Raw genomic sequence first — 13,395 nt, 5'->3', positions numbered from 1 at the left:
TCCTGAACTTGTATCAGGACCTTTCCCGGAATCCCGACAGATTCCGAAAACAAGTTCGAAATGACGAGGTTATCGGGAGATGGACTTTTTTCAAATCAATTCATTCAGCTTTTCCAACAAGATTCGGTTTTCTTCGGTTGATCCAACAGTTATGCGAAGGCTATCGTCGCACAAGACTACCTTCGAACGGTCGCGAACAATGATGCCATTTTCGACCAAAAACTCATAAATGCCGCGGGCATCATGCATTTTTACTAATAGAAAATTGGCATCCGATGGAAATACTTTTACAACAAACGGAAAGTTGATGAGTTCTGCCGCCAGTTTTTTTCGTTCGTCAATCAGCAAGTCCACCCATTGGTTTTTATCGGCTACCTGCTCAATCAGTTCCAATGCCTTTTGTTGCGTGAGCATGTTGATGTTGTACGGATACTTGATTCTGTTGAAGATCCGGATGATTTCCGGACTCGCAAAAGCCATTCCGAGTCGGATTCCAGCCATTCCCCAAGCTTTGGAAAAGGTTTGAAGGATGACCAGGTTTTCGTGTTGATTAAGTTTGGTCAGCAGACTGGCTCCCGGAGCAAAATCGATGTAAGCTTCATCAACAATCACTAAGCCTGAAAAGCTTTGGATGAGTTTGATTGTTTCACTTTTGTCGAGCAAGTTGCCGGTGGGGTTGTTGGGCGAGCAGATAAAAATCAGCTTGGTTTGGTCATCTGCTTGTTCCAACAGCGCATCTGCCGAAAAGCTGTAATCCGGGTTTAATTTGACTTTTCGAACTTCTACATCGTTAATGTCTGCCGAAACCTGGTACATCCCATAGGTTGGGTCGATCGTGACCATATTGTCATGTCCCGGTTCGCAAAATGCACGAAACAGCAGATCGATGGGTTCATCGCTTCCATTACCCAGGAAGATATGCGACGGCTCACAACCCTTGATGGCGGCGATCTTTTCTTTCACTTTTCGTTGCAGCGGATCCGGATAGCGATTGTAGGGTTCGTTGAACGGATTTTCGTTGGCATCGAGAAAAACCATGGCTTCACCGGTGTATTCGTCGCGGGCTGATGAATAGGGCCTCAGGTTTTTGATGTTTGTGCGTATGAGTTTGTCTATTTCCATTTTGTATGCAAGTTGACCCCTCCGTCCCGGTAAATCGGGACACCTCCCCTTTGCAAGGGGGGGAAGGTCGGTGGTTACTTTAAGCTTTTTAGTCTTAAACTGACGGCATTTTTATGTGCGTCCAGTTGTTCGGCTGCGGCCATCTTTTCAATGACCGGGCCCAGGGTTTGAATGCCGCCTTCAGTGACTTCCTGAAAAGTGATTTTACGAATGAAACTGTCCAGGTTAACGCCACTAAAGGATCGTGCCCAGCCATTGGTTGGCAGAGTGTGATTGGTTCCCGAAGCATAATCCCCGGCACTTTCGGGAGTGTAATTTCCAAGGAAGATCGAGCCGGCGTTGACGATTTTTTCAGCGACCTCCAGGTAATTGTTCATGGAGATGATCAGGTGTTCAGGTGCATATTCGTTGATCATTCGAATCATTTCGTCTTCGTTGTTCAAAACAATGGCAACACTATGACTCAAGGCCTTTATGGCAATTTCCATTCGGCTCAATTCAGTCAGTTGTTTGGCCAGCTCCGTTTCAACTTCTTCAACCAATTTCTCAGAATTGCAAACCAAGACCACTTGCGAATCTGGGCCGTGTTCGGCTTGAGACAATAAATCGGAAGCAATAAAAGCAGGATTAGCAGATTCGTCAGCCAAAACGGCTACTTCGGATGGGCCAGCGGGCATGTCGATGGCTACATCGCTGATGCTGACCAATTGTTTGGCAGCCATGACATATTGGTTGCCCGGGCCAAATATTTTAGAAACTTTAGGAACGGGGCCGGCACCGTACGCTAATGCGCCGATAGCTTGAACGCCACCGATTTTGAATATTTTGGTGACTCCCACTAATTTTGCTGCAAATAAAATGGCTGGATGAATTTTTCCTTCGTTGTTTGGTGGGGTGCATAAGACAATTTCGCGGCAGCCGGCAATTTTAGCTGGAATTCCCAACATGAGTACCGTTGAAAAAAGCGGCGCCGATCCGCCCGGAATGTACAGACCCACTTTTTCGATACCCACTGCTTTTTGCCAGCACACAACGCCAGGTGTGGTTTCAATCTTTTTCAATGCGGTTTTCTGACTGGCGTGAAACCGCTGGATGTTCGAAGCAGCGACTTCCATGGCCGCTTTTAATTCAGCATCCACCAATTGGCTGGCTTCCTCGATTTCAGCATCAGTTACGATGAACTCGCGGATGGAGACTCCGTCAAACTGCTCAGTAAATTTTTGAATAGCCGGTAGGCCGTCCGATTTGATTTCATCCAGAATGGCCTTGACTTTTCCGGTCAGGTCAGCAGCATTAAACAGTGGCCGTTCAAGAATCTTCGGCCAGCTTGCTTTATCGGGATTTAAGTAACGTTTCATGCGTTTGTGTTTGAATTGAAAATTTTTGTCGCTCGAATGGCCCTTTGAGAGGCGGCCTAGAAAATCATCTTTTCGATTGGAACAACCAGGATACCTTGTGCGCCGGCAGCTTTCAGCTTGCCAATGATTTCCCAAAAGTCATTTTCCGCAATCACCGAATGCAGCGAGCTCCAGCCTTCTTCGGCCAGTGGCGTGACGGTTGGGCTTTTCATTCCCGGTAAGATGGCTGAAATTTCCTGGATCTTGTCGTTGGGCGAATTCAGCAAAATATATTTCTTACCTTTGGCGCGCTCAACCGATTCCATGCGGAAGATCATCTCGTCGACAATGGCTTGCTTTTCGGGAGAAAGGTTTTCGGGGGCCACCAAAACAGCTTCAGAATGCAGGGCGACTTCAACTTCTTTTAGGCGGTTTGAAACCAGTGTTGAACCCGAGCTGACAATGTCGAAAATGGCGTCGGCCAAACCAATTCCTGGGGCGATTTCAACGGAGCCGGAGATGACGTGAATATCGGCCGTAACGTTGTTTTTATCCAGAAAATCTTTCAATATTACAGGATACGACGTGGCAATCTTTTTACCATTAAACCATTCGATTCCCGGGTAGTCTTCCGATTTTGGAATCGCCAGGCTTAAGCGGCATTTGCTGAACCCCAGTCGCTTGATGATTTTTACTTGTTCCTTTTTTTCCAACATTTCATTCTCGCCAACAATGCCAATGTCGGCCACCTGATCGGCTACCGCTTGCGGAATATCATCATCACGAAGAAATAAAACTTCGAGGGGAAAGTTCTTGGCGGCCGCCAAAAGTTTTCGTTTTCCAAGATTAATCTTTATTCCGGCTTCTTCCATGAGTTGCATGGAATCCTCATTCAGCCTGCCTTTTGTTTGGATCGCAATTCTCAGTTGTGTCATGTTATTTTAAGTTCAATAAAAAAGGCCTACCTTTCGGTAAGCCTTCTTTGGGTTAATATTTTTAAAACAAAACAAAAGAATTACGGCCTACCAAGAAATAGGATGTTGTGATGATGGCCGTAATGTCCAAGTTTGTTATTCATTTCATTTTCGTTTTGTGCTGCAAGTATAGCGATAAAATAAAAGTGTACCAAACACAAAAGTGACAAACTATTATTTTAGGGTGAATAATTATTCATTTTTTAATTTTGAGTTTACTTAGCAATCGATTGCATTAATTTATTATTTTTGAAAAGTTGATTAAACCTAATCCCAAATTGTTATGAAAAAGATCCTTTCGTTTTTTCTGCTGGCCTTCTTCGCAGCAACATTAAATGCACAAAATACAGACAAGTTTTTTAAGCCGCGATACATCAAAAGAACCATGAATAAAGCTGCATATTGGCAGTTGAAAAACCCAAAGCACGAGTTGTATGATTGGACTAACGGAGCTTTTTATGCCGGAGTTTTTGCGGCTTGGGAAACAACGAGTTCAAAAAAGCTGTGGAATGCGATGATTGAAATGGGCGAGGCCAACGAGTGGAAGCCGGGTCCACGCCTGCAACATGCCGATGATCATGCGATTTGTCAAACCTATATTGATGTGTACAGGATTGAAAAAGATAAGAAGATGATTGAACCGTTCCGCGAAGCGGTGGATGAAATGATGGGAACTCCTTATGAGACGGGTGAAATTCGCCCAATTACCTGGTGGTGGTGTGATGCTTTGTTTATGGCTCCCCCCGCTTTGGTCAAACTGGGGGTGACCTTGGACGAACCTCAATACCTTGAATTTAGTGATCAGCTTTTTCAGGAGACCTATGATTTGCTTTTCGATCAAAAGGAAAATCTGTACGCCCGTGATATGAAGTATCAAACCAATTGGAAAGAACCCAAATATGAGGCCAATGGCGAGAAAATATTCTGGTCGCGTGGTAATGGTTGGGTGATGGGGGGCTTGGTTCGTGTGCTGGAAGAATTGCCTGCGGATTATGACAAGCGTAGCTTTTATGAGGATCAGTTTCTGAAAATGGCCGAAAAGATTAAATCGCTTCAGCAGGAAGATGGCCTGTGGCGCGCCAGCTTGCTCGATCCCAGGTCTTATCCGGGAGGCGAGGCGAGTGGCTCCGGGTTTTTCACCTATGCTTTGGCATGGGGAGTCAACAATGGCTTGCTTGAGAAAGCCGAATATCAACCGGTGGTGGAGAAAGCCTGGATTGGGCTGAATGGCTTGATTCAGCCGGATGGGCATGTGGGCTGGACACAGCCCATTGGAGCCGATCCGCGCGCGAATTTTACCAACGACAGCTGGGAAGTATATGGTACCGGCGCTTTTCTTTTGGCTGGCAGCGAAGTGATAAAAATGGATTGGTAGTCGATTTGATTTTCAAAATAAAAGAAAAGCGGCTTTTCCATTGGAGAAGCCGCTTTCTTAGTTGATTATCACAGCGTATTTATTCAAAGATGTTTTTCATCTTTTCAAAAAAGTTTTTGTCACCCGCTCCCGGCGTATGTTTGAAGTTGGGTGATTCCTGCAATTTTTCCAGCATCTTCTTTTCTTCGGCCGAAATATTTTTCGGGGCCCACGCATGAATACGAACGAGTAAATCGCCTTTTCCATAACCATTGACATCGGGCAGTCCTTTGCCACGCAGGCGTAAAATCTTTTCGGGCTGTGTTCCGGCTTCAATTTTTACTTTCACCTTACTTTCAACCGTTGGTATTTCCGCTGTTGCCCCCAATGCAAAATCGGGCAGGCTCAAAAAGAGGTTGTAAATAAGATTGTTGCCATCGCGAATCAGATCCGGATGGTTTTCCTCGGTAATAATCACCAGCAAATCGCCATTCAGTCCGCCACGCCGGCCAGCATTACCTTTGCCTGAAACGTTGAGTTGCATGCCTTCGGCAACACCTGCGGGAATTTTGATGGTCACCACTTCTTCGTCGCGAACAACACCTTCGCCGGCACAAGCGGTACATTTGTTTTTAATGATCTGGCCTTCGCCATTACAGCTCGGACAGGTCGCCGTGGTTTGCATTTGCCCCAACAAGGTGTTGGTGACCCGCGTAACATGACCGCTTCCGCGGCAGGTTGAACAGGTGGTGTAATCGTTGCCTCCCTGGGCCCCTGTGCCATGACAAGTGTCGCAGGCTTTGTATTTTTTGAGCTTAAGTTTTTTCTCTACACCGTTGGCAATATCTTGAAGTGAAAGCGTGACTTTTACGCGTAAATCCGATCCGCGATGGACCCTTCTGCCGCCTCCTCTGGAGCCGCCGCCGAATCCACTGAACCCGCCGCCAAAACCACCTCCGCCGAAGATGTCCCCAAACATGGAGAAGATGTCGTCCATTGACATATCGTGCTGACTGAATCCTCCGCCACCACCAGCTCCGCCAACGCCGGCATGGCCAAACTGGTCGTACCGTTGTTTTTTCTGCGGGTTACTCAGAACCTCATAAGCTTCGGCAGCTTCTTTGAATTTTTCTTCAGCTTCCTTGTTATCCGGGTTTTTATCCGGGTGATATTGAATGGCTTTTTTACGGTAAGCCTTCTTAATTTCCTCAGGCGAAGCGTTTTTACTTACTTCTAAAATCTCGTAAAAATCTCTTTTTGTCATACTTGTTTTTTTTGTCTATTCGCCAATCACCACTTTCGAAAAGCGAATGACTTTATCGTTCATGAGGTAACCTTTCTGAATTACATCGACCACTTTTCCCTTCAGCTCTTCTTTTGGTGCGGGAATTTTGGTTACCGCTTCGTGCAGGTCGGTGTCGAAATCTTTCTCTTTTGCCTCAATTTCAGTAATTCCGTTTTGCTTCAGAAATTCTTTGAATTTGCTATAGATCAAGCTAATTCCCTGTTTTAGAGGATCATCATCTTTCATCTCACTGAAAGCCATGAGTGCGCGCTCAAAGTCGTCAATTACCGGCAAAATATTGACAATGACACTTTCTCCGCCTGACTTGATCAGATCCATTTTCTCTTTCATCGTCCGCTTGCGGTAATTGTCAAATTCGGCTTGCAGACGAATGTGTTTGTCTTTCAATTCCAGTAATTCGTTTCCCAATGCTTCTATTTTTTCGTCGGTTTGATCTTGCTTCGACTTTTTATCTTCTTTTTTGGCTTTGGCCTTCTTGGTCTTAGTATCTTTTTCAGCAGTCTCGTCCTGTTTTTGAGCCGTGTTTTCTTTTACGTCTGTTTGATTTTCTTGCTCTTGCTTATTTTTAATCTTTTCTTCTGCCATTTTTTCCACGTTTTATATTATCGGATTGAGTTTTACAAATATGTTGCCATTCGATGCCAAGGGACAATTTGGCACACTTGCATTGAAATTTGCTGACAAAATTAAAAAAAGAAAGGCAGTACGCTTGTACTGCCTTCCGGTGAACCGATTTATATAATCTTATTTTAATAATTGCTCCAATGCATTCTCCAAAGCGGGGCCACGCAAATTTTTGGCCACAATAACGCCGTTTCCGTCAATTAAAAAGTTTGCGGGAATACCGCGAACACCGTAAACCGCCGCATATTTGGCATGCCATCCTTTTAGGTCGGAAACATGGTACTCCCAGCTTAACTTGTCTGCTTCGATCGCTTGTTCCCAGGCTGTTTTATTTTTATCAAGCGAAACACCGAAAACGGTGAATCCATTGCCATTTTTGAATTTCTTGTCTTTAAATTCTTCGTAGGCTGCAACAACTGCCGGGTTTTCGCGGCGGCAGGGTCCGCACCAGGACGCCCAAAAGTCGATCAATACCATTTTTCCCTCGAGCGACGATAGTTTTAATTCATCACCATCTACGGACTGCTCGGCTATTTCAGGGGCTTTATTGCCAATTTGTAGTCCAATCTTAACATCGTCTCCTGCTTTTGACTGGATGGTCAATCCAAAGACCAAGGCCAGTGCTATAAGAATTTTCTGTTTCATATTTTCAAACTTGTTTAAAATAAATCGAGCTCAATAATAGTAAAAATGAATACATGCAAGGAGATTGAGTCTTGTTTTTTTGGAAATATTAACAAACTAAACGGGACTTCTTGTTTTTAATTCACGCGCCTTATGCTTGCTCCAATGGCTTGCAGCCGCTGGTCAATAGCTTCGTAACCCCGGTCAATTTGCTCGATGTTGAAGATTTCACTTTTGCCTTGTGCCGAAAGTGCGGCAATCAGCAAGGCTACTCCTGCACGAATATCGGGCGATGACATGGTTGTTCCTCGAAGCAGGTGCTTCTTATTCAGTCCAATAACGGTTGCCCGGTGCGGATCGCAAAGGATAATTTGTGCACCCATGTCAATAAGTTTATCGACAAAAAACAGTCGGCTTTCAAACATTTTCTGGTGGATCAACACGCTTCCTTTTGCCTGGGTGGCAACCACCAGAAAAATACTCAGCAGGTCGGGGGTTAATCCTGGCCAGGGAGCATCGGAAATATTCATGATCGATCCATCGATGAACGTTTCAATTTCGTATTCATCCTGTGAAGGAATGAAAATATCGTCGCCTTGAATTTGTAATTGAATTCCCAGTCGTTTAAACGCTTCGGGAATAATTCCCAAGTGTTCAATGCCGGCATTGGGGATGGTGATTTCCGATCCGGTCATAGCGGCAAGACCAATGAAACTGCCCACCTCGATCATGTCGGGCAGGATGGTGTGTTTGCAGCCATCTAGCTTATCGACACCTTCAATGCGCAATAGGTTGGAGCCAATGCCTTCAATTTTAGCACCCATGGAAACCAGCATTTTGCATAGTTGCTGTAAATATGGTTCGCAGGCGGCGTTGTAAATGGTGGTGATTCCCTCGGCCATAACCGCTGCCATTAGAATATTGGCTGTTCCGGTCACCGACGCTTCATCAAGCAGCATATAAGCTCCTTGCAACTTTTTGGCGGTGACTTGATAAAAATGGTTGTCCGCGTCATAATTGAATTCAGCACCCAACTTTTGCAACCCCACAAAGTGCGTGTCCAGACGGCGGCGCCCAATTTTATCGCCTCCCGGTTGGGGAATCAGAGCCTCTCCGAAGCGAGCCAGCAGGGGACCAACGATCATAATTGATCCGCGCAAACTGGAGGCTTGTTGTGCAAAATGTTCCGACTTTAAGTGTTGGAAATCCACTTCGTCAGCCTGAAACTGATATTCTCCTTTTTTTAGACGCATGGTTTTTACGCCCAACTCACTAAGAATTTCAATCAACTTCATAACATCCCTGATTTCAGGAATATTGGTGATTAAGACTGGCTCACGTGTCAATAGAGTCGCACAAATAACCTGAAGGGCTTCATTTTTAGCGCCTTGAGGTTGAAGCGTGCCACTCAGTTTTTTGCCTCCATCAATTTGAAATGTTGCCATCTCTTTGGAAAGTATTAATCGTTTTTGCGGTGTTTTTTAGGACCGCGGACGGGACCGGTGTTTTGTTTCTTGCGGGGGGCCGAACGGATAAGAATGTCGCGTGTTTCAGCCAGATTCAATCCTTCTCTTTTAATTCGTCCTTTTGATAGTAGCTCCAGATCCTGATAGATCTTTTCATCGTCCACGGCGTCTTTGTTCCAGGTCAGGTACGATTTTTTCATATGGTTAGCCAGCAGGGTAATCAGGATTTCTTTTTCTTCTCCATTTTCATATTCTGCGGCTTTGTCAACCATCAGCTCCAGGGTTTTTCCATAGTAACGCAGTTTAATGTGGTTGCTGGAATAGGGAACTTTTTTAGGAGGTTCCTGGAACGTTTCTGGCTTAGGTGGGTCATAAGGGTACTCAATGTCCAATTTAAAATCAGCCATAATGGCCAGATGATCCCAAAGCTTGTGTTTGAAATCATTAATATCGCGAAGGTAGGGATAAAGGTTTCCCATGATGTCAATAATGGTTTTAGCGGCCACATTGCGTTCTTCGCGGTCTTCAATGGTCATGATATGATCGACCATATTCTGAATATTACGCCCATACTCTGGCAGGGGTAATTTTTTACGATTCGAGTTGTAATCCATTTAAAAAATATCTAATAAACTTTTGTGTCAAACAAGGTTGTATAATTCGGTAATTCAGCTGATAATCTGAAAGTGGAGTAGATTTTCTCTGAATGCAAAGCTAAGTGAAATTATTTTGCGTACAAATTTATTTTCGAAAATCTTGATTGGTTGCATGTTATTCCATCGATTTGATGAATTATTGCACGATTTTAAGCTTCGCAAATTTAAGCAGCAATTGTTTTTGTCCTGCATTGGGGAAGAAAACTGTAGCTTTTAAATTCGGAAAACTTCCTTCGATTTGCTGAACTTTTCCTTTTCCAAAGCGCTGGTGTTCAACCATCATACCCATCTGTATATCGCGGGGATCATCGCCGTCGAAGTTTTGCGCCTGTTTTTTTGCCTGGCGTAGTTGAATAAGTTTTTGATTGATCCCTGGCTGATCAGCAGTTTGCGGGCGTCGTGCGGCCGCAGTTGGCTTGCCAAATGTTTGTTTTTGAATGGCTTTTCCTTCAGTTGGCACGTCTTCAAAATTGAATTCTTCTGTATCTGGCAGATCCAGAAATTGCTGATCAACATCGGCTATGAAGCGGCTGGGGTTACAGAAATCCAGCTTTCCCCAGCGATACCTTTGGCGGGCGAAACTTAAGTAGGCATTTTCTTCAGCCCGGGTGATGGCCACATAAAACAAGCGGCGCTCTTCTTCAAAGGCCTCTGGTGTAATGTTACCAAACTGGCTCGAAGGAAACAGATTCTCTTCAACCCCAACGATAAATACATTTTTGAATTCCAATCCCTTGGCCGAATGGATGGTCATCAGGGTGACTTTGTCCCGGTCTTCGTCTTTTTCCGAGTCCTGATCGGTGAGCAGGGCTACATCTTCCATGTAGTTGGCCAGTAAGTTGGGTTGGCCCTCTTCTTTCGCATTGATGGAGAATTCCTGGATCCCGTTCAACAATTCCTGAATATTCTCAAAACGGCTTAGCCCCTCTGGTGTCTGATCTTTGTACAAATCTTTGATGATGCTGGTTTGCGTTGCAATTTCGCTGGCCATCTCGTAGGCATCGTTCAGATCAATTTTTTCCTGAAATTGTCTGATGAGTCCCACAAACTGCATCACTTTGCTAAGTGTGCCCTTATTCAATCCCGCATGGTTGATTATAGCGCTTTGTTCAATGACTTCGAAAATGCTGACGCCTGTGGCAGTTGCTGCCTGTTCCAGTTTAGTCAGCGTAGTGGCTCCAATGCCTCGTGCAGGATAGTTGATAACCCGTTTGACAGCTTCATTATCTTTAGGGTTGATCACCACCCTGAAGTAGGAGAGCAAATCCTTTATTTCCTTGCGCTGGTAAAACGACAGGCCGCCATAAATTTTGTAAGGAATATTTCGTTTCCGCAGCGATTCCTCAAAAATCCTCGACTGCGCGTTGGTGCGGTACAGAATCGCATAATCTTCGTATCGATAGTGATTTCGCATGCGGGTTTCCGTTATTTCGTTGGCTACCAAATAGCCCTCTTCATTGTCGGTCAAGGCCGAAAAAACCTTGATCCGGTTTCCTTCTGCATTTTCAGAAAAAACACGTTTTTGAAGTTGGTGTTTATTCTTTTCAATGACGCTGTTGGCCGCATTCACAATGGTTTGGGTGGATCGGTAGTTTTGCTCCAGCTTATAAACCTGGTGTTTAGGGTAGTCTTTCTGGAAGTTCAGGATATTTTCAATCCGGGCGCCACGGAAAGAATAAATGCTTTGTGCATCGTCGCCCACCACACAGAGGTTTTGATGAGTGGCTGCCAGGTTTTTTACAATCAGGTATTGGGCAAAATTGGTATCCTGATACTCATCCACCAAGATGTAGTCAAAACGTTGCTGGTACTTCTGGAGAATTGCTTTGTTGTCGCGAAACAGGATGTTGGTTTTCAGTAACAGGTCGTCAAAATCCATGGCGCCTGACAGGAAGCAACGGCGGGCATATTCTTTGTAAATTTCGGCAATGCGCGGCATCCGGATGCTCATGTCGTATTCTCTGATCTGGGCATTGGTGGCATAAGCTGCTGGAGTAATCAGGCTGTTTTTTGCGGCGGATATCCGGCTGGAAACCACGTTGGGTTTGTACGTTTTATCATCCAGCTTAAACTCTTTTATGATCGTTTTGATCAAGCTTTTGGAATCCGCAGAATCGTATATGGTGAAATTCGAAGGATAGCCAAGAACTTCGGATTCGACCCGCAAGATACGGGCAAAAATGGAATGGAAAGTCCCCATCCAGAGGTTTTTGGCCGATTGTGAGCCGACAACTTTGGCAATCCGTTCTTTCATTTCTTTTGCAGCCTTGTTGGTAAATGTCAGCGACAAAATGCTTCCCGGCTTCGCGCCCTGTTTCAGCAGGTGGGCAATCCGGTAGGTGAGCACACGGGTTTTTCCTGAACCGGCACCAGCAATCACCAGTGAGGGGCCATCCGTGTTTTCAACTGCTTGTCTTTGGGCTTTGTTTAATTCTTCGAGGTAGTTCACAATCACAGTATTTCAAAGTCAGCTTCAAAAGTATAACCTATTTTTCTATTTTGCTGTGTCGTGCAGGCCTAGTTTTCAACAAAAAGGAATCGGGCTAAAAAATGAAACGGCGTAAAAGATAAATCAATTTTAAACGTTAATATTGTAAGGTCATATAATTCAAGCTGATTTTTAAAGATGAAATTAGAACAGACACTACCACTTGCATTTTTGTTGATTTCGTTTTCCTTTTCGTTAACTGTTGATGCTCAGATTTCTGCTGATTCCGATGCTTCAATCCCGACAGAGTATAGCGCAGGTTCGCAGGATCAAATCCACATTTTCTGTTCTGCACCCGATCAAAACGCCGGGCGACTAACCGCAACTTCGGCAAGCGGAGCGGGTGCTACGTTCGAATGGACAAGGTACAATCCGGCAACCGGCTCGTTTGATCCCTTCCTTTCCGATAATTCGGGAGCTTCAACCTCCACTATCAGCAATTTGGAAAGTGGTGCTTATCGGGTTGAAGTTACTTCGGGTGTAACAACCGAAACATACACGGCCTGGGTGATGAACAGCTGGTACACGGCAACAGCAGAGATAGTGGAATCGACCTGTGATTATTTCCAGATTCAGGCTGAGTTTGAAGAGGCTCCGTTGATCTATTACGATTTGACAACCGGAGATGAACGACAGGTGTTTAAAGATGTAAAAACACGATGGACGGCCGATGGTAACCAGGTTGCTGCAGTGCTGAGCCCACAGATTTTTTCGCCCCCGGCCCGGGATACAGAATATACTCTAATGGTTTATGACCGTTTTGAATGTCAGGTTATAGTGAGTGTTTTGTATCAAAGTGTTGTTACCGAGGCTTCGTTTACCGCTAGCCCAATCGAAGGTGAAGCACCTCTGGAAGTATCGTTTACCAGCACTTCGCTAAATGCCGATCAATACGAATGGTTTTTCTTTCGCGATCGGGATGAAATGATTTTAGAAGGACAAGATGTGGGGGTGGTACAGGACAGTATTTTGCAAACGGCCATTGATCCGAACCCGGTGTTCATCTATGAAAATTCAGGAACCTACCAGGTTAAACTGGTCACCGCCAAGTTTTCTAATGATTTAGCGTGTCGCGACACCTTTTATCTTCCTGATTTTATTGTCGCACAAACTTCACTGGTTGAAGTGCCCAATGTGTTTACGCCCAACGGCGATGGTGTGAACGATGAGTTTATTATCAAGTATCAATCTGTCAGATCAATTAACGTTCAGATTTTTAACCGTTGGGGTAAGAAAATCCATTCCTGGGAAAATAATAATGTCCAGGGATTTGACGAAACAGTTAGTGAGTCGGCTTGGGATGGTAAGATTGGAGGTAGATATGCCAGTCCGGGAGTGTATTATTACGTGGTTCAAGCCAAAGGGCGCGATGACCAAACACGGAATGCTCATGGCTTTTTTCACCTGTTCAGGGAGAAATGAGGCAAATGATGAAAGAAAGGGG

General features: G+C 44.8%; 11 protein-coding genes. 2 read left to right on the top strand and 9 right to left on the bottom strand.

The annotated features are described in order from the left end of the window. Positions 1-90 precede the first annotated feature (90 nt). The 3 genes from hisC to hisG all read right to left on the bottom strand — a co-directional run bounded on the left by hisC (position 91) and on the right by hisG (position 3,394). Positions 91-1,122 carry a histidinol-phosphate transaminase gene (gene hisC / locus AAC033_RS11120; RefSeq protein WP_339738053.1) on the bottom strand — a complete coding sequence of 344 codons (1,032 nt, stop codon included), beginning with the start codon at positions 1,120-1,122 and terminating at the stop codon, positions 91-93. Positions 1,123-1,196: 74 nt separating this feature from the next. Then, positions 1,197-2,480, bottom strand: a complete 1,284-nt coding sequence (gene hisD, locus AAC033_RS11115) for a histidinol dehydrogenase (RefSeq protein ID WP_339738051.1) — start codon at positions 2,478-2,480, stop codon at positions 1,197-1,199. A 56-nt stretch (positions 2,481-2,536) separates the two neighbouring features. Continuing rightward, on the bottom strand, positions 2,537-3,394 hold the full coding sequence (gene hisG / locus AAC033_RS11110) for an ATP phosphoribosyltransferase (protein ID WP_339738049.1): 858 nt from the start codon (positions 3,392-3,394) through the stop codon (positions 2,537-2,539). 322 nt (positions 3,395-3,716) lie between these two features. On the opposite strand from hisG, the gene AAC033_RS11105 reads away from it, so the two are divergent. Continuing rightward, positions 3,717-4,808: a glycoside hydrolase family 88 protein gene (locus AAC033_RS11105; protein WP_339738047.1), complete on the top strand. Its 1,092-nt coding sequence runs from the start codon at positions 3,717-3,719 to the stop codon at positions 4,806-4,808. A gap of 79 nt (positions 4,809-4,887) precedes the next feature. Here the strand turns inward: AAC033_RS11105 and dnaJ are convergent, their stop codons facing one another. From dnaJ to AAC033_RS11075, 6 genes are all read right to left on the bottom strand, one after another. Beyond that, a complete protein-coding gene (gene dnaJ / locus AAC033_RS11100; protein ID WP_339738045.1) occupies positions 4,888-6,051 on the bottom strand; it encodes a molecular chaperone DnaJ in 1,164 nt (387 codons plus the stop codon). Between the two features lie 15 nt (positions 6,052-6,066). After that, on the bottom strand, positions 6,067-6,678 hold the full coding sequence (locus tag AAC033_RS11095) for a nucleotide exchange factor GrpE (protein WP_339738043.1): 612 nt from the start codon (positions 6,676-6,678) through the stop codon (positions 6,067-6,069). Between the two features lie 159 nt (positions 6,679-6,837). Beyond that, positions 6,838-7,362, bottom strand: coding sequence for a TlpA disulfide reductase family protein (locus tag AAC033_RS11090; RefSeq protein WP_339738041.1), 525 nt, complete (start codon positions 7,360-7,362; stop codon positions 6,838-6,840). Positions 7,363-7,478: 116 nt separating this feature from the next. After that, positions 7,479-8,786, bottom strand: a complete 1,308-nt coding sequence (gene murA / locus AAC033_RS11085) for a UDP-N-acetylglucosamine 1-carboxyvinyltransferase (protein WP_339738039.1) — start codon at positions 8,784-8,786, stop codon at positions 7,479-7,481. A 14-nt stretch (positions 8,787-8,800) separates the two neighbouring features. Next, the gene (locus AAC033_RS11080) at positions 8,801-9,421 is read right to left on the bottom strand and encodes a DUF4290 domain-containing protein (protein WP_339738037.1); all 621 of its coding nucleotides are present in this window, start codon (positions 9,419-9,421) and stop codon (positions 8,801-8,803) included. Between the two features lie 178 nt (positions 9,422-9,599). Beyond that, positions 9,600-11,912, bottom strand: a complete 2,313-nt coding sequence (locus AAC033_RS11075; protein WP_339738035.1) for a UvrD-helicase domain-containing protein — start codon at positions 11,910-11,912, stop codon at positions 9,600-9,602. A 177-nt stretch (positions 11,913-12,089) separates the two neighbouring features. On the opposite strand from AAC033_RS11075, the gene AAC033_RS11070 reads away from it, so the two are divergent. Further along, the gene (locus AAC033_RS11070) at positions 12,090-13,373 is read left to right on the top strand and encodes a gliding motility-associated C-terminal domain-containing protein (RefSeq protein ID WP_339738033.1); all 1,284 of its coding nucleotides are present in this window, start codon (positions 12,090-12,092) and stop codon (positions 13,371-13,373) included. Positions 13,374-13,395: the final 22 nt, after the last annotated feature.

Source organism: uncultured Sunxiuqinia sp., assembly GCF_963974515.1.
GTDB lineage: Bacteria > Bacteroidota > Bacteroidia > Bacteroidales > Prolixibacteraceae > Sunxiuqinia.
The sequence above is the reverse complement of the archived record's forward strand: the minus strand, read 5'-3'. Positions and strand labels throughout refer to the sequence as shown.

Excerpts from the sequence above, each read along its gene's own strand:
- hisC (WP_339738053.1), bottom strand. The coding sequence starts at position 1,122 with ATGGAAATAGACAAACTCATACGCACAAACATCAAAAACCTGAGGCCC.
- hisD (WP_339738051.1), bottom strand. The coding sequence starts at position 2,480 with ATGAAACGTTACTTAAATCCCGATAAAGCAAGCTGGCCGAAGATTCTT.
- hisG (WP_339738049.1), bottom strand. The coding sequence starts at position 3,394 with ATGACACAACTGAGAATTGCGATCCAAACAAAAGGCAGGCTGAATGAG.
- AAC033_RS11105 (WP_339738047.1), top strand. The coding sequence starts at position 3,717 with ATGAAAAAGATCCTTTCGTTTTTTCTGCTGGCCTTCTTCGCAGCAACA.
- dnaJ (WP_339738045.1), bottom strand. The coding sequence starts at position 6,051 with ATGACAAAAAGAGATTTTTACGAGATTTTAGAAGTAAGTAAAAACGCT.
- AAC033_RS11095 (WP_339738043.1), bottom strand. The coding sequence starts at position 6,678 with ATGGCAGAAGAAAAGATTAAAAATAAGCAAGAGCAAGAAAATCAAACA.
- AAC033_RS11090 (WP_339738041.1), bottom strand. The coding sequence starts at position 7,362 with ATGAAACAGAAAATTCTTATAGCACTGGCCTTGGTCTTTGGATTGACC.
- murA (WP_339738039.1), bottom strand. The coding sequence starts at position 8,786 with ATGGCAACATTTCAAATTGATGGAGGCAAAAAACTGAGTGGCACGCTT.
- AAC033_RS11080 (WP_339738037.1), bottom strand. The coding sequence starts at position 9,421 with ATGGATTACAACTCGAATCGTAAAAAATTACCCCTGCCAGAGTATGGG.
- AAC033_RS11070 (WP_339738033.1), top strand. The coding sequence starts at position 12,090 with ATGAAATTAGAACAGACACTACCACTTGCATTTTTGTTGATTTCGTTT.